Source organism: Marinilabilia rubra, from assembly GCF_003121985.1.
Taxonomy (GTDB): Bacteria; Bacteroidota; Bacteroidia; order Bacteroidales; family Marinilabiliaceae; genus Marinilabilia; species Marinilabilia rubra.
On record NZ_QEWP01000006.1, the window covers coordinates 168284 to 188764 of the forward strand.

General features: G+C 43.4%; 18 protein-coding genes. 7 read left to right on the top strand and 11 right to left on the bottom strand.

Annotation, left to right across the window (positions count from 1 at the left end; translation table 11 throughout):
• Positions 1-20: 20 nt before the first annotated feature.
• The 3 genes from DDZ16_RS09415 (at position 21) to DDZ16_RS09425 (ending at position 3768) form a co-directional block, all read left to right on the top strand.
• Entirely contained in the window at positions 21-1961 is a 1941-nt protein-coding gene (locus tag DDZ16_RS09415; RefSeq protein WP_109264197.1) for a fumarate reductase/succinate dehydrogenase flavoprotein subunit, read from the top strand.
• A 31-nt stretch (positions 1962-1992) separates the two neighbouring features.
• Positions 1993-2748, top strand: coding sequence for a succinate dehydrogenase/fumarate reductase iron-sulfur subunit (locus DDZ16_RS09420; RefSeq protein WP_109264198.1), 756 nt, complete (start codon positions 1993-1995; stop codon positions 2746-2748).
• A gap of 318 nt (positions 2749-3066) precedes the next feature.
• Positions 3067-3768 (top strand): hypothetical protein, encoded by a 702-nt coding sequence (locus DDZ16_RS09425; protein WP_109264199.1) that lies wholly within the window; start codon positions 3067-3069, stop codon positions 3766-3768.
• 376 nt (positions 3769-4144) lie between these two features.
• Here the strand turns inward: DDZ16_RS09425 and DDZ16_RS09430 are convergent, their stop codons facing one another.
• Together DDZ16_RS09430 and DDZ16_RS09435 are read right to left on the bottom strand one after the other, a co-directional pair.
• Positions 4145-4891, bottom strand: a complete 747-nt coding sequence (locus tag DDZ16_RS09430; protein WP_109264200.1) for a glycosyltransferase family 2 protein — start codon at positions 4889-4891, stop codon at positions 4145-4147.
• Between the two features lie 550 nt (positions 4892-5441).
• Entirely contained in the window at positions 5442-6710 is a 1269-nt protein-coding gene (locus DDZ16_RS09435) for a glycosyltransferase family 4 protein (RefSeq protein ID WP_109264302.1), read from the bottom strand.
• A 129-nt stretch (positions 6711-6839) separates the two neighbouring features.
• Here DDZ16_RS09435 and DDZ16_RS09440 point away from each other — a divergent pair, with 129 nt between their 5' ends.
• Positions 6840-7394, top strand: coding sequence for a GNAT family N-acetyltransferase (locus DDZ16_RS09440; RefSeq protein WP_109264201.1), 555 nt, complete (start codon positions 6840-6842; stop codon positions 7392-7394).
• Between the two features lie 448 nt (positions 7395-7842).
• On the opposite strand, the gene yidD is transcribed toward DDZ16_RS09440, so the two are convergent.
• The 4 genes from yidD to DDZ16_RS09460 all read right to left on the bottom strand — a co-directional run bounded on the left by yidD (position 7843) and on the right by DDZ16_RS09460 (position 10585).
• On the bottom strand, positions 7843-8094 hold the full coding sequence (yidD, locus tag DDZ16_RS09445) for a membrane protein insertion efficiency factor YidD (protein ID WP_109264202.1): 252 nt from the start codon (positions 8092-8094) through the stop codon (positions 7843-7845).
• Complete coding sequence (locus DDZ16_RS09450; RefSeq protein ID WP_109264203.1) at positions 8078-8488, bottom strand: ribonuclease P protein component; 411 nt, start codon at positions 8486-8488, stop codon at positions 8078-8080. The genes yidD and DDZ16_RS09450 overlap by 17 nt, the downstream gene beginning before the upstream one ends.
• 130 nt (positions 8489-8618) lie before the next feature.
• A complete protein-coding gene (locus DDZ16_RS09455; protein WP_109264204.1) occupies positions 8619-9365 on the bottom strand; it encodes a uroporphyrinogen-III synthase in 747 nt (248 codons plus the stop codon).
• A 50-nt stretch (positions 9366-9415) separates the two neighbouring features.
• Positions 9416-10585, bottom strand: a complete 1170-nt coding sequence (locus tag DDZ16_RS09460; protein WP_158275641.1) for a DUF4271 domain-containing protein — start codon at positions 10583-10585, stop codon at positions 9416-9418.
• Between the two features lie 676 nt (positions 10586-11261).
• Here DDZ16_RS09460 and DDZ16_RS09470 point away from each other — a divergent pair.
• Positions 11262-12194: an NAD(P)-dependent oxidoreductase gene (locus DDZ16_RS09470; protein ID WP_109264207.1), complete on the top strand. Its 933-nt coding sequence runs from the start codon at positions 11262-11264 to the stop codon at positions 12192-12194.
• Between the two features lie 164 nt (positions 12195-12358).
• On the opposite strand, the gene DDZ16_RS09475 is transcribed toward DDZ16_RS09470, so the two are convergent.
• The 5 genes from DDZ16_RS09475 to DDZ16_RS09495 form a co-directional block, all read right to left on the bottom strand.
• Positions 12359-12904, bottom strand: a complete 546-nt coding sequence (locus DDZ16_RS09475) for a CIA30 family protein (RefSeq protein ID WP_198416695.1) — start codon at positions 12902-12904, stop codon at positions 12359-12361.
• A 188-nt stretch (positions 12905-13092) separates the two neighbouring features.
• On the bottom strand, positions 13093-14364 hold the full coding sequence (locus DDZ16_RS09480) for a DEAD/DEAH box helicase (protein WP_109264208.1): 1272 nt from the start codon (positions 14362-14364) through the stop codon (positions 13093-13095).
• 438 nt (positions 14365-14802) lie between these two features.
• Complete coding sequence (locus tag DDZ16_RS09485; RefSeq protein ID WP_109264209.1) at positions 14803-15381, bottom strand: LOG family protein; 579 nt, start codon at positions 15379-15381, stop codon at positions 14803-14805.
• A 135-nt stretch (positions 15382-15516) separates the two neighbouring features.
• Positions 15517-16227, bottom strand: coding sequence for a DUF6048 family protein (locus DDZ16_RS09490; RefSeq protein ID WP_109264210.1), 711 nt, complete (start codon positions 16225-16227; stop codon positions 15517-15519).
• Positions 16187-16651 carry a DUF6452 family protein gene (locus DDZ16_RS09495; protein WP_109264211.1) on the bottom strand — a complete coding sequence of 155 codons (465 nt, stop codon included), beginning with the start codon at positions 16649-16651 and terminating at the stop codon, positions 16187-16189. Before DDZ16_RS09495 ends, DDZ16_RS09490 begins: the two co-directional genes overlap by 41 nt.
• Before the next feature lie 241 nt (positions 16652-16892).
• Here DDZ16_RS09495 and DDZ16_RS09500 point away from each other — a divergent pair, with 241 nt between their 5' ends.
• Together DDZ16_RS09500 and DDZ16_RS09505 are read left to right on the top strand one after the other, a co-directional pair.
• Entirely contained in the window at positions 16893-18218 is a 1326-nt protein-coding gene (locus DDZ16_RS09500) for a M16 family metallopeptidase (protein ID WP_232526600.1), read from the top strand.
• A gap of 125 nt (positions 18219-18343) precedes the next feature.
• Complete coding sequence (locus tag DDZ16_RS09505; protein WP_109264213.1) at positions 18344-20404, top strand: M16 family metallopeptidase; 2061 nt, start codon at positions 18344-18346, stop codon at positions 20402-20404.
• Positions 20405-20481 lie beyond the last annotated feature (77 nt).

Here is a 20481-nt window from a genome sequence, read left to right on the forward strand (position 1 = left end):
TTTTTAAAACCGGAGAGATTATGGTAAAAATAGATGCAAAAATTCCCGAAGGCCCATTGGCCGATAAGTGGAAAAACTATAAAAATAACCAGAAACTGGTTAACCCCGCAAACAAAAGAAAGCTTGACATCATTGTTGTAGGAACCGGATTGGCCGGTGCTTCTGCTGCTGCCTCATTTGGTGAAATGGGATTCAATGTAAAAACATTCACCATTCAGGATTCACCACGTCGTGCACACTCTATTGCAGCGCAAGGTGGTATCAATGCTGCTAAAAACTACCCAAATGATGGTGACTCAATTTACCGTTTGTTTTACGACACTGTAAAAGGTGGCGATTATCGTGCACGTGAGGCCAACGTTCATCGTTTGGCCGAGGTTAGTAACAGTATTATTGACCAGTGTGTTGCTCAGGGAGTGCCTTTTGCCCGCGAATATGGTGGTTTGCTCGACAACCGTTCGTTTGGTGGTGCGCAGGTAAGCCGTACTTTTTATGCCAAAGGACAAACCGGTCAGCAGTTATTGCTCGGCGCATACCAGGCTCTTATGCGCCAGGTAAACGAAGGCAATGTTGAGTTGCATACCCGCAACGAGATGGTTGAAATCGTAATGGTTGACGGAAAAGCCCGGGGTATTATCTCACGCAACCTGGTAACCGGAAAACTTGAGCGTCACTTCGCCCACGCTGTGGTACTGGCAACCGGCGGATACGGAAACACGTTCTTCCTTTCAACCAACGCAATGGGTTCAAACGGATCAGCAGCCATGAAAGCCTATAAAAAAGGCGCCATGTTTGCCAACCCCTGTTTTGCTCAGATCCACCCCACTTGTATCCCCGTTCATGGCGAGTTCCAGAGTAAGCTTACGCTGATGTCGGAGTCTCTTCGTAACGACGGACGCATATGGGTGCCCAAAAAGAAAGAAGATGCCGAAGCTATTCGCGCCGGCAAACTTAAGCCTACCGAAATTGCCGAAGAAGATCGCGATTACTATCTGGAGCGTCGTTACCCGGCATTTGGTAACCTCGTGCCCCGTGACGTAGCTTCACGTGCTGCAAAAGAACGTTGCGATGCAGGCTTTGGTGTTGGAACTACCGGACTGGCTGTGTATCTCGATTTCAAATCAGCCATCGACCGCCTGGGGCGCGACGCTATCGAAGCCCGGTATGGAAACCTATTCCAGATGTACGAAAAGATTGTCGATGACAATCCATACGAAACACCAATGATGATTTATCCTGCAATCCACTATACCATGGGTGGAATCTGGGTAGATTACGAACTGCAAACTTCCGTTCCCGGTTTATTTGCTGCAGGAGAAGCAAACTTCTCTGATCACGGTGCCAACCGTCTTGGAGCATCTGCTTTGATGCAGGGATTGGCTGATGGTTATTTCGTATTGCCATACACCATTCAGAACTACCTTGCTGACGATATTGCAACACCTCGCATGACTACTGAGGAAAAAGAATTTGAAGAAGCTGAAAACGCCGCCAAAGGACGTTTCGAAAAACTGATGAGCATCAATGGTGAAAAATCAGTGGACAGTCTTCACAAAGAACTCGGACTGGTAATGTGGGACTTCGTTGGTATGGCCCGTAACAAAGAAGGCCTGCAAGAGGCCATCGAGAAAATTCAGGCCATCAAGAAAGAATTCTGGAGCAATGTTCGCATCCCGGGATCTACCGGGGGAATGAATGTTGAATTGGAGAAAGCCAGTCGTTTGGCCGATTTTATTGAAATTGGCGAACTCATGGCCCGCGATGCACTGCACCGTGAGGAATCATGTGGAGGTCACTTCCGCGAAGAGTACCAGACCGAAGAGGGTGAAGCCCTCAGGCAGGACGACAAGTTTGCCTATTCCGGTTGCTGGGCCTACAAAGGAGAAGATCAGGAGCCTGAACTTAATAAAGAAGAGTTGACATTCGACGTGGTGAAACTTGTTCAGCGTAACTACAAATAATCGGGGTGTTTAATTTTAATGGAGTTATATCATGGAAAACACGATAAATATTAAACTCAAAGTTTGGCGTCAGGCAGGCCCCAAAGCCAAAGGCCGGTTTGAAACTTTTGAGCTCAAAAATATCTCTACAGACAGTTCATTTCTTGAGATGCTAGACATCCTGAATGAGCAATTGATCAACAAAGGCGAAGAGCCTGTGGCATTTGACCACGACTGCCGCGAAGGTATTTGCGGAATGTGTTCGCTTTACATCAACGGACGTCCACACGGACCCGACGATGATGTTACCACTTGTCAGTTGCACATGCGTAAGTTCAAAGATGGCCAGACCATCACCATCGAGCCCTGGCGCTCTGCAGGTTTCCCGGTGATAAAAGACCTCATCGTTGACCGTGGCGCATTTGACAAAATCATAGCAGCCGGTGGTTATGTTTCTGTAAACACCGGAGGTGTGCCAGATGCCAATGCATTGCCAATTCCTAAGCCAAATGCAGATGAAGCCATGGATGCTGCATCATGTATTGGATGTGGCGCCTGTGTAGCTGCTTGTAAGAACGGATCAGCCATGTTGTTTGTATCAGCCAAAGTAAGCCAGCTGGCCCTTTTGCCTCAAGGAAAGGTTGAAGGAGCCCGTCGCGCTAAAAATATGGTAGCCAAGATGGACGAACTCGGCTTTGGAAACTGTACTAACACCGGTGCTTGTGAAGTGGAATGCCCAAAAGGTATTTCGCTGGCCAACATAGCCCGTCTGAACCGTGAATTCCTAAGCGCAAAAGCACAGGACTAGTGTCAAGTCAAGTATAATCTGACGGCCCAAGCCTTGCTCTTTCTAACTTGTACTTCTCAAAAAAAAGATTCACGTAGCTAAGGCTATGCTTACTTTTTTATTGATTTGCACAAGGTGAAAAATAGCGACGGCCTAACCGACATCCTACACTTGACATGACACTAAAATAAATTCACATAAAATTAAAAAAACCGCTTTTCACTGTCATACAGGACAGAAAGAAAAGCGGTTTTTTCTATTACACCCCTCAATTATCTGTTTAGCTTGTAATTGCTTAATCTTTTTTCTAACTTCAAAGCCAAAGAAAAAACAAAGAACATGCCATACAGACGACTTCCCAACACTGATCAAGCCCGTCTTAGGGCACTCAAAACAGCGCAAAACAAAGGCGCCCAGCTTGCTCCCATGGAGTTGGCTTTCTCTCAAAAACTGCTCTTCGACATCAAAGCTTTTGTGCCACAATATGAGCAGGTCATCCAACAGTATCAGTTTAGTCGTGACAGACAGGCAAAGTTTGGGAAATCGTTGTCTGAGCACTTCAAAATGGCCAGGATGTATTTGTCGCATTTTCTCCAGGTCGTTAATATGTCAATAGCGCGTGGTGAGTTAAAACCGGAAGTCAGATCTTTTTTCGGGCTGGAAGAAGACAGTAAAGCGATCCCCGAAATCAGTACCGAACAGCAATTAATCGACTGGGGCAAAAAAGTAATCAGTGGTGAAGAAGGCCGCATGGCTCAAGGTGGCTCCAGAGTCTTTAACCCGACCATTGCCATGGTAAAAATGAGATTCGAAAAATTTCTGGAAAACTACGATTTTCACAAAGACCTGCTGAAGACTTCTCAAAAAATGCACGATAAGGTGGCCGAAGAGCGCGAAACCGCCGATAAGCTCATTCTCAGCATCTGGAACGAAGTGGAAGCAAGTTTCCATGAATCGGAACCTGAAGTAAAACGCCAAAAAGCCTCTGAATATGGCGTGGTTTATATTTTCCGGCCTTCAGAAAAAGAGAAACAAGAATGAATGGGAAAGAGAGAATGAGAGAATGATTGAATGATTGAATGAGTGAATGACAGAATGAGAAAGTAGCCTCCAACCGTTTTTGCATCTCACCTTTTCACCATTCCACCATCCTACTATTTAACCCTCCTTTAGCTGATGAATTGGCGAACTGATGAGCAGTTACAGCTATGCTCTTCGCTCTATGCTAATGAGTAAGTGAATGCACTTCCACCCACCAACCATCCCACCTCTTCACCTTTCTACCCTTTTTTAGCTGATGAGCAAATTCCCGCCATGCCATTGGCTCCATGCTCCATGCCAATGATAGAATGAGTGATTGAGGGAATACCATCTTACCCTCCTACCCTATCACCGTCTCACCCTCCTCACCATCTACTCAAAATCTCTTGTTCTTCAGCCAGAAGTAAAAAAACTTAGGCGCAATAATAATGTGAGCAGCCAGAGTTGAGAAAAATCCGAAATTCTTAACCATTATCCGAAACCGCTCCTTTAAGCCGGGAATTATATTCTGCTTTGTCAATCCTCCCTCTCTGAAATGCGAAAGTACCATGTGTGTATTCCGAATATTAGATGCATTTCTCAAAGCATAAAGACACCAATCAAAATCAGCTGAAAATTTGAAGCGTAAATCGTACTTTTTGACCACTTCCCGGGCCGGAATGAATGATTGATGGCCAACCAGCATTCCATGCCTGAAATGGCGCCAATTTAAGTTTTCCGGAGGAGACAAACGACGCAATCCGATTTCATTTCCCTCATCATCAATCAGCATGGTTTCGCCGTAATATATATCAGCCTTTTCGCCCTTACCAAAGATTTTTTCCAAAACACCGGGAGCTCCCGGCTCATCACCGGCATTTATAAACCACACGTACTCTCCCGAGGCCATATCCAATCCTTTATTCATGGCATCATAGAGACCATGGTCGGGTTCAGAAATCCATTGGCTGATGAGCTCCGCATTTTCTTTGATTATTTCCACTGAACCATCAGTGCTATCACCATCTACCACAATATACTCCACATTAGGATATGACAGTCCCTTCACACTTTGGATGGTGGAAGACAAATTCCGGGCATCGTTAAAGACGACTGTTATGATGCTTATTTTAGGATAATCCATTCAAAAGATATTGAGACAATTAGATTTTGAGATAAAAGTAGCCCAGCCGCGCGGAAGCCGGAAGCTGGAGGCTGGAAGTTAGAAGCTGGAAACTTTCGAATATTAGAAATTTTGATTTTTTTTGCGGCATATTTAAAAAACTAATAAAATTACAAAAAACACATTTTAAATGGTTTATGACTTTACTTAGATGAAAGTTTTAATTAGTTTCTGTCCATAAAGTACCATTTGCGTTGTTACGCTTGCTCCCAAAATATTCATCCCGAAGGATCGGGACTCCGTTTTTGGAAGCTTCGCAGGCCCCCGAAGAAAAATCGGGGCAGACTTTACAACCGGAACTTTCTGACCAGACACATGACTACACAGTTTCAAAGCCGACTTTATAGACGGGCTAATTAGTCGTTAGTGATCGCCAATCGCAAAAAACCCGCCTTCCCTATACTCAACCTTTCCTGATCGCAAAGCAGATGATAAACATTACAAATCTAAAGGATTTGGTTTTTCTCTATCCAGAGAGAATTCTGAGAAACCCGATTCCCCATCCATCGACCTAACCCCCTGCCACAGATTGGTAAATATCCACATATTTTCGGGCCACTGCATCAGGAGCAAAATGACTTTCAGCAAATTTTCGCGCATTCTCACCCAGGACAGTCCCATTGCCAAGTACATAAATAATACCTTCTGCCAGATCTTTCCATTCGCCGGGTGCTGTCAGAAAACCATTCTCCTGATGCATTATCATTTCAGGTACACCGCCAATGTCAAAGCCAACAACTGGCACGCCGGCAGACATGGACTCAACCACAGTGTTTGGCAAATTATCTTGCATGGAAGGCAAAACAAATAAATCAGCCGCCTGATAAAGATGCACCATGCGTTCCTGACTTTTTACGGTATGAAAAGGGTGCATCACAAACGGAAGCTCGTGAGCAAAAGCATCAATATTTTTACCGAAAGCCATCAACTCAAGTTCATTCTTAAGATTAGGATCCCTGGCATTCAAGTGCTTCAAAGCTCTCAAAAGATGAATGGTTCCTTTTCGCGGATCGGTGGTATTGGCAGCACCAAACAACAAAAGCTTTTTATCCACCGGCAACCCAAGTTCTGCTCTTACTTTTCCTTTATCAGCCGGTTTAAAAAGTTCCGTATCAATCGTATTAAAAACATGCCTGACCGAATGTTTGAGATCCTTTCTGACCAAAGAACTACGATCCGCCATCTGCTTCATCCAGTTACTGCAACCAACAAACGTAATGGAAGCATTGGCATACATCTTTTCCTTGCGCAAATGCTGTAGCGCAGACAAATCGTTGGATCCAGGCGATTTCAGCAAGGGGCAGTTACCACAAGTTGAGGTAAATCCACCACACGTGCCGGGGTAATGGCACCCTCCTGTAAAAGCCCAGGTATCGTGAAGCGTCCACACAATAGGCTTTCCGGTATGAATTAGTTTATTCAGATCGTTAAGTGACAAAAAACCCTGATTTATCCAGTGGAGATGAAGCACATCAGCCTGCTTCACCAAAGGGTTTTCGCTGATATCGTAGCCAAACCGGCCGGATGAGAATGCAAACCTCTGCCGGCTGTTTTTCTCAAAAGGCACAAACGAAAAAACTTCTGCAGCAAATTTAACCTTGCGCAAAATACGGCTCCACTTATTCTTAACCATCGAGTGAATTGCCGAATCGTCACTGCCGCCTTCCAAAACCAGCATTTCAGCTTCTGCACCATGATTCCTAAGTGCTTCCAGCAATCTGACAGCGGCTACTGCTGCACCTCCGGTTTCATCACTTTGATTGATGTGTAATATTTTCACAGGCATCTCAGTTTCCGGGTAAAGATATAATTTTTGAAAAGAATGCCCCAAAACAGCATTCTGCAATGAACGATATAGCCTGCAAGTCTGTTTCCAAAATACAACAAAACCAGTAAAAGATCTTTAATTATGGATATTGACAACATTCTAATTCGTGAATCGACCGGCAGGGAAGAAACAGAAATTCTGACGGTTGAAAAATCGGCATTTGAGACAGAATCTGAAGCCAAACTCACAGAAGAGTTGTTACATGACCCAAGCGCCAAACCATTTGTTTCATTGCTTGCTTTTGACGGAAACCGGCCTGTAGGCCACATCCTTTTCACCAAAGCCAGGATAGAAGGCTGGCACGAAACCGACTATGTGCATTTGTTGGCCCCGATGGCTGTAATCCCGGAATATCAAAACCGGGGAATTGGAGGAAAACTAATTGAGCATGGACTGAAAAGACTCAAAGAGCTGGGTACCGAAATGGTATTTGTATTCGGAGATCCAAAATATTACAGAAAACACGGCTTTGTGCCCGAAGCGGCCAGCTTTGGCTTTAAGCCTCCGTTTGATATGCCCCAAAGACTCTCTGAGGCCTGGATGGTGCAGGCTTTAACCTTAAAAGGGCTAAGTTCGAATGTTGGCAAACTGATTTGTGCCGATGCACTCAACCAAAAAGAGTACTGGGTGGAGTGAAACTTGAATGTGAGGAAATCCACATCCGGGAGCCTCTCGCTTCTTAACCAAACGGATTAATTTTTATCTCTACCCGAAAACAGACTCTACCTTGCTTTTTAATTGGAAAGAATCATCCCCTTCAAAGTCCCGGAGGGACGAAATATCGGTAGAAAACATGTCCAAAATCAAACAGGAGTGCCGTAGGTACAAACCAAAGCCTCGCTAACGAGGATTTCTTTGCAAACATAGTGGCAGAGCCGAGCGGGCCCCTAAATCGCCCAAAAGGGAACGTCGGCTAATTTTTAGTTAGGTGAAAAACGGCAAATCATTTTTATTTAATTCGCTCTCTGTACAGCCTCGCATGGTCACAAAATTGCTTATTGATCAATGTATTTACTCACAGCAACTCAGGTTGCAATCCTGAAGAATCTGATATGCCTTATGTGGTTCAAAATCTTATGACCTTTCATGGCACAGGATCGTACCCACTCCCTCCCCATGGGTTGCAGGACAAAATACGTTTGGTTGCCAGCCATAGGCCCTTAAACGGGCCATGCTTTTTAAGTGCCTCAACGGAATAAACGGAGCAAGAGGGTGTATAGCGACAGGAAGGGCCAATCATAGGTGATATCACCCACTGGTAAAAGCGTACCGGTATAATGAGCAAAAACACCAATACTTTTTTAAAGCCCTCATATGCTTTACGGAGTAAATTCATTCTTCTCTATTTTAGCCACCAGTTTTTCAATGGCCTTTTTCATACCCTTATCAATGGAATGATAATCCATTTCGTCTCCTGAAATATACAAAAATGCCACCGCTAACTGAAGATCGTTATGCTCAATAACGTTGTAGAGATTGTGTTTGTTTAACCTGTAGGATTCACGCATCCGGCGCTTCAGCAGGTTGCGCTTAACAGCTCTTTTAAAGCGCTTCTTGGAGACCGAAAACATGGCCTGAACCGGCACATCCTCCGGAAGTTCTTTTACGGGCAAAACCTGCACCCGAATTGGATAGGCCATAAACCCCCTGCCTTTACTAAAAAGTAAGTCAATGGTCTTGCGGCTGCAAAGCTTTTCCTTTTTCCCAAATGTAAACGAACTGTCATCCATTATATTTCCGGTTGATTCAGGATTTAGAAAAAAAGCTTTGTAACAACATTCTGGTTTTTGAACCTAAAACAAAAACACTCCCTTCCGATGAAACCGGCCAGGGAGTGCGTTAAAAATCATAAAAAACATCTTACTTCTTATTGTGCTTCTTGATGTACATCTCAAGAGCTGCAGTCATAGAAGGTGCCTGAGGCATGGGCGCCTGAATATCCAAACGCAAACCGGCTTCTTTAACTGCTTTGGCCGTTGCAGGTCCGAAAGAAGCAATCAGTGTGTCATTTTGCTCAAAATCGGGGAAATTCTGCATCAGCGACTTGATGCCTGATGGACTGAAGAACACCAGAACATCGTAGTTAATATCTTTGAGATCACTTAAATCACTGCTTACTGTACGGTACAGTATTGCCTTTGTAAATTTAATCTTCGCCTTCGTCAGCAGATTAGGGATCTCAGGTTTATGAATATCAGAGAGCGGTACCAGGAACTTTTCCTGCTTGTGCTTCTTGATCACTTCCACCAAATCGGGGAATTTACCGGTTGAGTGAAAGATTTTTCTTTTCCTGTAAACGATGTACTTCTGAAGATAAAAAGCAGTCGCTTCCGAAATACAGAAATACTTCATATCGTCAGGAACCGTCACGCGCGTTTCTTCACATATTCTGAAAAAATGATCAATGGCCGTACGACTGGTGAAGATAACGGCAGTATGATCGAGAATATTGACCTTCTGTTGTCTGAATTCCTTGGAAGACACCCCTTCTACCTGAATGAACGGCCGAAAATCAATCTTCACATTGTTCTTCTCTGACAGGTCGAAATAGGGGGATTTTGTCGTTGACGGCTTAGGCTGCGAAACCAGGATTTTTTTGATCTTCAATTTGCTTAAGTTTTAGTTCAACAAAACCAGAAACCATTCCATAAATCATGTCAATAAAACAGCACTTTATACAGTATCGACAAGGGTAAAATTTCCAGGGCACAAAGGTACAAAATAATGTAATAACCTGAAAGCGTATTTCTTAAATTTGCCACAATTCCCCTTCCTATCTGTATTACATACAGTAAAATAAATGCTGAAAGACCTATTCGCGGTATCCAAATTCGTGCTTCAGGCTCCAAAAAAGCGAAAATTGTAACCAGAGGCATCAAAATAACACCAAAGGCCTTGCTCATTACTGATGATTGAAACAAATATTCTCCGGTTGGTTCCTGAACGCGAAAAACCCAGCCGACAAATTTGTAAACTACAAATTTAAGCGTAAATATAACGACCAAAAAGCCTGCAAGACCGATCAATAACTGAAACCCCTGCAAATTAAAAAAGGTGCGCTCCGAAATGCGCATCGTCTCAAACAGCAGCAAGGAAAAATTGGCATAAAACAAAAAGCCAAGCCAGAAAGAGGCTAACCGCTTATTAACACTTGTATCACTCTGCAGCTTGTTGGCGACATTGGAAAAAACAACAGCACTGAATACATCTGAAAGGTATTTTTGCCAACGGAAGCGAACAATCCCGGTAATGGCAACCAACCCAACCAAAACAAATAAAAACCAATTCTGAGAAAGCAACGGGGCATCGTATTTCGCTTTGGTTACAAGGTCAGGATCTTTTATCCGAATCTCTTCTACCCTGTCAACAGTTTTGCCACCCAGGGCTATCGAATCGCCAACCTCATCATCAGTTACGGTCAACATAACTTTGCCGGTTTCCTCTTGGTGTGACTCTTCAAAATGGCCGGGTGAAAGCAGACACACTGAATCGTTGGCAGCTGAAGTCCAAAGGCTTTTCTTAAAACCTGAGTTTGCCCAGTCCTGAACCAACACATGATCAAGTGTATCGGGCAAGGAAGGATCCACCACAGGCTTATCTGGTTCTTCATCCACTTGTTGAACAACCTTCGGTCGGGGGTTAGCAACAGGAGCCACAGTCTGCTCCGAAGCAGTATCTTGCGGCACTTCAAGTTGTTGCTTAATGGTCGGTCGTTTTACCTTAATTTCGATTTTTTGCGGCACATCCACTGGTCCGGGCAACACCTGAAGTGTAGAATCCTGATTTTGAAACAACGGAATATATAAGGAAGATGCCTTGGTACTCATGTGCAAAGAAATTGGTTTGCAAAAATATAACATTTATAATGATATTTCCGCAATTGGGGGCGGGTTTTATCTAACAACGACGCTTTTGAACCTGGAGTTTAAGCATGAAAGCAACATAATTTGAAATCAAAAGCGCATTTTACACTAAAGATCAGGATATTGGCATCAAATGGTTTATCTTTTATCTATCCCAAAGCTACGGAATTAACAATCTATTGAGATTTAGCGTCTGGTTAATAAATCAAAACCAGAGAGATTTAAACACAGGTAAAAATTTAATTACTAAATAGATGAGACAACCCAGAATCGACATTAACAATACAACAGTTTGGAATATTTGATGTCGCCTTTCTTTTTCTATTGTTTTTCTGATGCTCTCCTTTATCCTCAGCAGATCGACCTCTGAAATTTCTTCATGACAGCCTTTGTTGTTTTTATAGGATCTTATTTCGTTTCTATAAGCCTTTAGTACCCGCTGTGTTCTTTCCCTCCGATTTCTTTTGAGGGCTTCATTCTGTTTTGCCCGGTTAATCATGTCAATAATATGGCCTGCAGAACTCATAGGGTTAAGTTTTTTTGACTGATGATAAAATCGCCAACAATCCATGATTAAAATTCATAAGATTCTTGTTTTGTTACGTATTTTTGACGTCCACTAAAGTTAACAAAATCTCCTATGTTTCAAAAATTAGTCGCCATAGAACCTGTAGGCCTCATCCCATCCGCCGAAGAAGCATTGCACCACCATGCCAATGAGGTGGTGATGTACAAGAACATCCCTTCAGATGAGAAGGAAATTGCTTCACGGATAGGTGATGCCGATGCCGTATTATTAAGCTACACAACAACCCTGGGGAGCGGTGTCATGGCCAAATGTCGCAACCTGAAATACATCGGGATGTGTTGTTCGTTGTATTCCCCGGAGAGTGCCAATGTGGACATTTTGTATGCTCAAAAACATGGCATAGAAGTAAAAGGCATTCGTGACTATGGTGATGAAGGTGTGGTGGAATATGTGATCAGCGAACTGGTGCGTTGTCTGCATGGTTTTGGTCAAAACCCTGATGGCCGTGAGGCACAACCCTGGGACGGCCTTCCCAGAGAGATAACCGGCCTGAAAGCCGGCATCGTGGGACTTGGGAAACTGGGAGGCATGATTGCTGATGGCCTACGCTTTCTGGGTGCAGAGATTACCTATTTTGCCAGAAGTGAAAAGTCCGAAGCCGCCGCCAAAGGCTACAAATTTATGCCCTTGAATGAATTGTTAACACACAATGAAGTTATCGTTTGCAGTTTGAATAAAAACACGGTGTTACTGCATGAAGAACAATTCAGGCATCTGGGCAATCGCAAGTTGTTATTTAACGTGGGACTATCCCCCGCCTGGGATGAAGCACCATTTGCGGAGTGGCTGGCTGGGGATAACCGTTGTTTTTGTGACAGTGTTGGAGCTCTGGGGGATGAAAAGTTCCTGAATCACCCGAATGTAAGGTGTATGAATACCTCATCGGGAAGAACCAGTCAGGCCTTTATCCGTCTAAGCGAGAAAGTGCTGGGGAATATAAAGGAAACAGTGAGAGGGTTGGATGGTGAAAGGGTGAAAAGGTAGAAAGGTTGAATGGTGGAAAGGTATTCACTCATTCTCTCATTCAATCATTCACTTATTGGCATAGAGCATGGTGTATGGAGCAAAGAGCATAGTTGAAATTTGCTCATCAGCTAAAGGAGAGTCAAAGGGCATTCACTCATTCTCTCATTCGTTCATTCAATCATTCAATCATTAGCCAAATAACTCACCCTAATTTCATCTATCAGTAACCTGAAGCTCTCCTCCTTTTTATTGCCAATTAGAAAAACAATTTCCTCAATTTGGTCACAGGAGAAGTTTGGGAAGTCAAGCTTCCTGCCTCTGAAGGAAGGATACATTTCTTTCAAGGGCACCTCTATCTCCTGCCACTCTCCGGTGGTTTTGAAATAAGAAATGTAGGAATAATAATTTTCGGAGCTATCCTTAACCCTCACCTGGTAACGCTTGCCATCACCCTTTATCTGTAAAACAAGCCCGGCATCCTTACTGACCTCTATTTGCGGAAACCGATAGCGCACCGAACTAAACCCGCCATTGTTTTCCAGCGAAACATTGCCTTCAAAAACGCCAAAGCCATCCGGACTCAGGTAAAAAGTCCCGGAGGAAACGCCACCCATCACCACATCGTCGGTTATTTGCCAACCACTAACATCGGATTCCTTGTTAAAATCAAAGATTACTTTTGATTGCATAGGCATCACCATAAACATTATACACCACAAATACTTCATATCGATTTTTCAAAGCATCTCGCTTAACGCGATTTAATGTCTATGAAACAGTAAACGGGTGATACATGTTCAGAACGCCAAATGATGTGTGGCTGATTTTTTGTATCTGGCGTCTATTATCTATCTTCTAAACTCAACCTTAACCTCATACTTTGTCTGTCAATACACAATCCATCACCAGAAACTCCCTACCTTTCCCTTTTCCTTCGGAAAGATGGATTTTGTGATCCTCTTTTCTTGTTCCGGTTGGCAAAAAAGGCCTCTTTGCGTTTCTGTTTTTCCTTATCAAACTCCTTCTTTTCCGAGTTGGTCATAGGATTGTCTGTTTGCGGAAAAGGATTGTCATTGACTACCTCAATTTTTTGGCTGGTAAGCTTTTCAATGTCTCTGACATATTCATTTTCTTCCGGTTCGCAAATGGAAATGGAGATACCCTCTTCCCCTGCCCGGCCACAACGTCCAATTCGGTGAACATAGGTTTCCGACTCATTGGGAATATCGTAATTGATCACATAGCGGAGCTTGTCAATATCGATACCCCGGGCGGCAATATCAGTTGCCACCAGAATTCTGATGTCCCCGTCTTTGAAATCCTTGAGGGCTTTTTGCCGCTGGTTCTGACTTTTATCCCCGTGGATGGCTGCACATTCGATCTTCTTTCTTCGCAGGTTTTGTACTATGCGGTCGGCCCCGTGCTTGGTTCTTGAAAACAACAAAGCCTGATCTATTTCAGTGTCTTTCAGAATATGGAGAAGAAGATTCTTTTTATCCGGTTTATTCGTGGTATACAAATATTGCTGAATGGTTTCGGCAGTAGATGAAACAGGGCTTACTGCAACCTTTTTAGGGTTTCGTAATATCTCCCGCGACAATTTCACGATCTTTTGAGGCATCGTAGCCGAGAAAAACAGTGACTGCCGGTCTTTGGGCAATTTGGCCAGTATTTTCTTAATGTCGTGAATAAATCCCATATCCAGCATGCGATCAGCTTCATCCAGCACAAAATATTGAATATCCTTAAGCGAGATGTATCCCTGGTTCATAAGGTCGAGCAACCGACCGGGAGTGGCGACTAGTACATCTACTCCCTGCCTCAGGGCCTTAATCTGAGATGTTTGATTGACACCACCGAAAATGACGGTATTCTTTACATTGGTATATTTTCCGTAAGTCGAGAAGCTTTCGCCTATTTGCAGAGCAAGCTCACGGGTAGGTGTCACCACAAGTGTTGATATGGATCTTTTTCCTTTGCTGCTTTGACGGTCGTTTACAAGATGTTGAATAATAGGAATGGCAAAAGCAGCCGTTTTACCGGTTCCTGTCTGAGCACTGCCTAATACATCTTCGTGGTTTAAAACCAGCGGAATCGCCTGAGCCTGAATAGCTGTTGGTTCTGTATAGTTTTCGTCTTTCAATGCTTTAAGCACTGATGGAATTAATTTTAAATCTTCAAATGTCATTCTAATAAATATTTATTTTTCTGGTCTGAAACCTGCCCCTCCTCTTTCAACTTACTGACTAAAAGCATCCCTATAACAATCAGAGACTCTCTTGAACAGCACAAAATCGAAACTTTATACCGGTTTCATTACTATTTTAGTTTAACTCGAGAAACTTTTGATAACATTCAACGGCGAGAACAAATAAAAACAATATTCACCCTGCAATACAATCAGCAGGAATGCGGGAAATGGATTTCGAATTGTTTTTACAGTGCTCGTTTGTCAGACAGAATAATTTGCAGGAAGGTGACCAATTAAGATGTCAGGACAGAATTTTCTGCTCGAAGCATTTGTTGTTTGTTCGTCTGAACGGAAAGTTTTGACGACTTACCTTCAGTTTTTTCGACGTTTCGTTTCTTTTAATGAGAGGCAAAGCTAATTAAAAAGATTGAATAATTACAGCGCAGCAAACTTAATAGAATCCTCACCCCATGACTTGGCATTACGGATGGCAGGCACCACCTCCTCAGGGGTATTGACAATGTTCCACATCTCATTGTGAACAGGGCGCATAAATTTTTCCTCCACCATCTTATTGGTCAACTCCAAAAGACCATTGTAATAGCCGGCGGTATTGAGCACTACTATGGGATGGGGATATTGTCCAAGCTTTTTCAGCGACATCACTTCAAACAACTCTTCCAAAGTACCTGTTCCTCCCGGAAGGGCAACAATGCCGGCACTTTGCTGCACCATTAGTTCTTTTCGCTTGTGCATGGTTTCCACGTGTACCATGTCCTCCACATCCTTATGCTCCCATTCCACGTCAACCATAAAACCGGGAATAATGCCCTTAATCTGCCCAGTGTGTCTGAGAGCCTCATCGGCCACAGCGCCCATCAAACCGGCCCCACCGCCCCCATAAATAATTCCATAACCCGCCTTTACAAGGTAAGTGGCTACTTTGCGGGCATCTTCAAAATAAATACCGGGAATCTTAGGGCTCGATGCACAAAATACGGCTATATTCTTCATTGGTGTGTTGTTTTTGAAAACAAATAGATTTCTTTTGCCAGGGGAAAGTTAAAACCAGCCTTTCAAGACCATTCACCATCAAACTGTATCCACCAACTGACAACTGATTACTGACCACCGACCACTAATAAACTATCACTCCCTGTTTTTTCTCCATGGAATAAAATACTCAATAACATATGAGAACCCGACATTTACGGTATTATCCCCATTCCCAAAACCGGGAACTGAGAAAGGATCCAGAACCTTTTCATTGTCCTGCAACACTTTAATTCTCATATTAATGGTCCATCCCATGTACAGGTTTTTCAGCAGTTCAGTGCGGGGCCCGGCCATAATTTCAAGCCAGTGGGTATTGAGAACATATTCCCCCATCGACCCTTGAAAATCGCCCCAGTAGCCGTTTTCGATGGTATAAGAACCTGATCCATGTTCCTGAATGGCAAAACCATAATTTAAACCAATAAAAATGTTGTCGTTGTTGCCCTTTTCTTCAACACTAAAAAAATCATACAACACTCCGGCTTTCAGAAAGGATCCGTTGCTTTCATATGTGTAACTCCTCTCTTGCTCGTTAGTGGGAGAAAAAGTAAGATTCTCAAACCCTGCTTCTCCCCTGAAAAACCATTTTTGGGCAAATTTGATGTGCGTAACAGCGGAGAAAGCTGCCTTATCGGAATCAAATATCCGGCCTATCGGTCCTTCAAGATTTACGCCCAGGGTAAAACCGCCTGAACTGCCATCACCGGACTGATCTGTCACTACCTTTTTCTGGGCGTCAAGAACCTGTCCCAGGAAAAAAAGACTAATAAATGTACAACTTAATATTTTCAACGGTTTCCCCATATTTAATATCCGTATATTCAATAGCTACTGAATCAATAAAGGCATTTGAATGCCAAACGGTATCAATTTGAAATGAAAAAATATAGCCACAGTCACGCGAAATAAAATCCAACTCTTTTTGATAGGCAATCCTCAAAGTATCCTTCATGGTCCTGGCCACCACGGCGAATGAGACTGTATCGCGCTCAAAATCCAGAGGAATAAACAACTCCGACAAAGATTCACGGGTATATATACTATCTTCCCGTTCCAGTCCGAACAGTGATACTTCATTTAGAGTACTATCCTTATCCGTCTGCGACCAGGCTGAAAAAAAACCGGCCTGGACTGAGTGCTGATTGGACAAACAAGCCTCCTCATTTTCACATCCGGCAGTAATAAATACAATTGCTGTTACAGCCAGCAAACAAGTTCTGAACTTCATAGCTGCAAATTTGTTTGTGCAAAGGTAGAAAATTAAGTGGTTTTTAATATGCCAACAGCCTGTACGAATATGAACACCCCTATGTTCGTAAACGTGCAATATACCGTTACAAAAACAAATAATTCAGACCTCAACAGACTAAAAAACAACCAAAACCATATTTTGGTCTGTTTATTGTTAAATAAAATTCTTAATTCAATTTACAACTTGACCAAAATTAAAAGAATCAAACATGATCAAGATGAAGAAAACTTTTTTGCTTCTGTTTGCCCTTCTGCTTTCAGGAAGCTTAGCGTTTGCCCAAAGCGGGCAGATCGAATTTACTGAATTTGACCTTGACAACGGACTCCACGTGATTCTGCATCAGGATGAATCGACACCCATTGTATCCGTTTCAGTGATGTACCATGTGGGATCGAAAAACGAACAGCCCGACCGCACAGGGTTTGCACACTTCTTTGAACACCTGATGTTTGAAGGAACCAAAAACATTCCCCGCGGTGAGTATTCCAAATTTGTGGAAAAATCAGGAGGCACATTAAATGCCAGTACCTCACCTGACAGGACCTACTATTATGAAATCCTTCCATCCAATCAGCTGGAAATGGGACTTTGGCTCGAATCTGAGCGGATGTTGCACGCTAAAGTGGACAGCGTGGGCATTCAGACTCAGAAAAAAGTGGTGATTGAAGAAAAGAAACAACGTTACGACAACAGTCCTTATGGAACCTTCCAGGTAGAGCTTATGAAGCGGGCTTTTAAAGAACACCCCTACCGCTGGACAACCATTGGAGATCCCGATCACATACGCGCCGCCAGGGATGAAGAGTTCCAGCACTTTTACGATGAATTCTATGTGCCAAACAATGCAGTTTTGGTAATTGCCGGAGACATCGAACCTGAAAATACCAAAAAGCTGGTGGAAAAATATTTTGGCGAAATTCCTCCAGGTAAAGGCAAAATTTACCGTCCCGATATTGTTGAGCCTCCGTTGAACGGAGAAGTTCGTGATACTATTTACGATAATGTACAGGTTCCCCTGCTTCTTCAGGCTTATCGTTCACCTGCCATGGGGACTGAAGATTTTTATGCCCTGGACATGCTCAATACACTCCTGGCCTATGGTCAAAGCTCCAGATTGTACAAATCGTTGGTTGACCAACAGCAACTGGCTATGCAGGCAGGTTCATTTCCGTTTCCTTTTCGGGAACCCGGTGTAAATATTGCTTATGCATTTCCAAACATGGGTAACGATATTAAAGAAGTAGAAGATGCAATGATTGCCGAAATTGAGAAAGTCAAGAGCAACCTTATCGATGAGCATGAATTCCGGAAGCTTCAAAACCAAATAGAGAGTGATATTGTAACCGGAAACACCCGCATTGCTACCAGGGCCAACAACCTGGCCCGTTATTACACTTATTTTGGCGATGCCGGCATGATCAACTCAGAACTGGAGAAATACATGGCCGTAACCCGTGAAGACATTCAACAGGTGGCCAAAAAGTATTTCAATGCCGATAATCGGGTGGTGCTTTATTATCTTCCCAAAAGTCAAAAACAATAACCCGTTTACAGATGATTCGACGGTAGATGAAAAGATGTTGAGATTTTAGCCTTAATAAGGCCTTCTCACAGCCTTCTACTCTATCTGACACCATCGTGTATTAATTACTCAAAACAGAAAATAAAATGAAGAGAATATTATCAATAGCCGTCCTTTTTGCCCTGGTAACTGCAGCAAGCGCACAACTTGACCGCTCAACGCCTCCCGTGCCGGGGCCGGCTCCCGAAGTTCAGATTGGTGATTACGACAAATTCACACTTCCCAACGGATTGACCGTTATTGTTGTTGAAAACGACAAAGTTCCCGTTGTATCTTACTCTTTAACCCTTGATGTGGATCTTCCGCGTGAAGGCAAAAATGCCGGCTATATAAGTATGGCAGGAAATCTGCTCAGAGCCGGTACAACCAACCGCACTAAATCTGAAATCGATGAAGAGGTTGATTTCATCGGCGGAACACTATCCACACATGCGAAAGGCATCTATGGCCGTTCGCTTACTAAGCACAGCGAAGAACTGCTAACTTTAATGTCGGATGTTTTGCTAAATCCCACTTTTCCCCAGGAAGAACTGGACAAACAGGTAAAACAAAACAAAACCGGCATTCAGGCCAATAAAGAAGAGCCTCGTGCTATTGCCGGCAATGTGGCCGGAAAATTGGTTTATGGTAAAGACGATCCGTACGGAGAAATTACCACCGAAGAGACCCTCGACAACATCACTCCTCAACTTTGTCGCAGCTATTACCAGAAATATTTTCGACCCAATGCTGCCTATTTGGTTGTTGTTGGCGATATCAGCAAAAAAGAAGCTAAAAAACAAGCAAAAAAATATTTTGGAGATTGGGAGGAAGCTCCTGTTCCTCAGAATATGTTCCCCTTCCCCGGGGGTTATGATGAGCCTCAGGTTGTCATAGCGAATAAAGAAGGAGCCAATCAATCAACCATAATGGTGACCCATGAAGTGATGCTTCCTCCCGGACATCCTGATATGGCCAAAGCCAAAATAATGAACGAAATTCTGGGTGGTGGATCCTTTAATGCCCGGTTATTCCAAAACCTTCGTGAAGACAAAGCTTATACCTATGGTGCTTACTCAAGTTTAAGCCCGGATGAGCGTGTTGGTCGATTTTCGGCATCTGCACAGGTTCGTACTTCTGTCACCGACAGTGCCCTGACGGAAGTTCTTAAAGAAATGGAAACCCTTCAGACAGAATTGGTAGATGAGGAAGAGTTGCAACTTGTGAAGAATGTGTTGATTGGTGATTTTGGACGAGCATTGGAAGACCCTCAAACAGTGGCGCGTTTTGCCCTTAACATTGAACGTTACGACCTGCCTCAGGATTATTATGAAAACTACCTGAAAAGGGTGGAAGCAGTGACCCGCGAAGATGTGAAAGCGGCTGCTGAAAAATATCTGAAACCTGAAAAATCTGTGATTCTGGCCGTAGGTAATGCTTCTGCCATTGAGGATAAAATGAAGCTATTCAGCCCCTCACAAACTGTCACGCAGTACGACTATTACGGGAATATAGTAGAAAAGAAAGCCGTTGCTGCAAACATTTCGCCCATGGATGTGATTGATGATTACATCCGGGCGATCGGGGGCAAAGAAACCATCCGGTCGGTCAATGATCTTAAAATGACCATGGGTATGCAAGTGCAGGGGATGCCTCTTGAAGTGAATGTTTACCAGAAAAAACCGAACAAGTTTTACCAGGCAACCTCTATGCAGGGCAATGTCGTTTCTATGCAGGTTTTTGACGGGGAAAAAGGAAAAGTAAAAACCCCCATGGGTGAGCAGGAATTACAGGGAGAAATGCTTGCACAGCTGAAAGAAAATGCAAAGATTTTTCCTGAATTAGACTTTAATGCGGATGGTATTGAGCTAAAGCTCGATGGGGTTGAGCAGGTAAATGGCAAAGATGCTTACAAAATAATGGTGACCAAACCTTCAGGGCTGACTACAACCATGTTCTTCGGAGTTGAAGACGGCCTCAAATGCAAAGAAGTATCTCAATCCCCTCAGGGAACTGTTTCAACTACCATTAATGATTATCAAACGGTAGAAGGCATCAAATTCCCCAAAGCTATGACACAGGTTATGGGACCGCAGTCTTTCGACATCGATATTAAGACTATTGAAATTAATGCCGGAGTAGAGGACAGTCAGTTCTCGATCAATTAAGAATGCTTTTTCATTTTCATAATTAACCGAATTGCCCGGTCTCTGCTTTTCAGAGCCGGGCTTTTTATTTGTGGCTG

Excerpts from the sequence above, each read along its gene's own strand:
- DDZ16_RS09415 (WP_109264197.1), top strand. The coding sequence starts at position 21 with ATGGTAAAAATAGATGCAAAAATTCCCGAAGGCCCATTGGCCGATAAG.
- DDZ16_RS09420 (WP_109264198.1), top strand. The coding sequence starts at position 1,993 with ATGGAAAACACGATAAATATTAAACTCAAAGTTTGGCGTCAGGCAGGC.
- DDZ16_RS09425 (WP_109264199.1), top strand. The coding sequence starts at position 3,067 with ATGCCATACAGACGACTTCCCAACACTGATCAAGCCCGTCTTAGGGCA.
- DDZ16_RS09430 (WP_109264200.1), bottom strand. The coding sequence starts at position 4,891 with ATGGATTATCCTAAAATAAGCATCATAACAGTCGTCTTTAACGATGCC.
- DDZ16_RS09440 (WP_109264201.1), top strand. The coding sequence starts at position 6,840 with ATGGATATTGACAACATTCTAATTCGTGAATCGACCGGCAGGGAAGAA.
- yidD (WP_109264202.1), bottom strand. The coding sequence starts at position 8,094 with ATGAATTTACTCCGTAAAGCATATGAGGGCTTTAAAAAAGTATTGGTG.
- DDZ16_RS09450 (WP_109264203.1), bottom strand. The coding sequence starts at position 8,488 with ATGGATGACAGTTCGTTTACATTTGGGAAAAAGGAAAAGCTTTGCAGC.
- DDZ16_RS09460 (WP_158275641.1), bottom strand. The coding sequence starts at position 10,585 with ATGAGTACCAAGGCATCTTCCTTATATATTCCGTTGTTTCAAAATCAG.
- DDZ16_RS09470 (WP_109264207.1), top strand. The coding sequence starts at position 11,262 with ATGTTTCAAAAATTAGTCGCCATAGAACCTGTAGGCCTCATCCCATCC.
- DDZ16_RS09475 (WP_198416695.1), bottom strand. The coding sequence starts at position 12,904 with ATGAAGTATTTGTGGTGTATAATGTTTATGGTGATGCCTATGCAATCA.
- DDZ16_RS09480 (WP_109264208.1), bottom strand. The coding sequence starts at position 14,364 with ATGACATTTGAAGATTTAAAATTAATTCCATCAGTGCTTAAAGCATTG.
- DDZ16_RS09485 (WP_109264209.1), bottom strand. The coding sequence starts at position 15,381 with ATGAAGAATATAGCCGTATTTTGTGCATCGAGCCCTAAGATTCCCGGT.
- DDZ16_RS09490 (WP_109264210.1), bottom strand. The coding sequence starts at position 16,227 with ATGGGGAAACCGTTGAAAATATTAAGTTGTACATTTATTAGTCTTTTT.
- DDZ16_RS09495 (WP_109264211.1), bottom strand. The coding sequence starts at position 16,651 with ATGAAGTTCAGAACTTGTTTGCTGGCTGTAACAGCAATTGTATTTATT.
- DDZ16_RS09500 (WP_232526600.1), top strand. The coding sequence starts at position 16,893 with ATGAAGAAAACTTTTTTGCTTCTGTTTGCCCTTCTGCTTTCAGGAAGC.
- DDZ16_RS09505 (WP_109264213.1), top strand. The coding sequence starts at position 18,344 with ATGAAGAGAATATTATCAATAGCCGTCCTTTTTGCCCTGGTAACTGCA.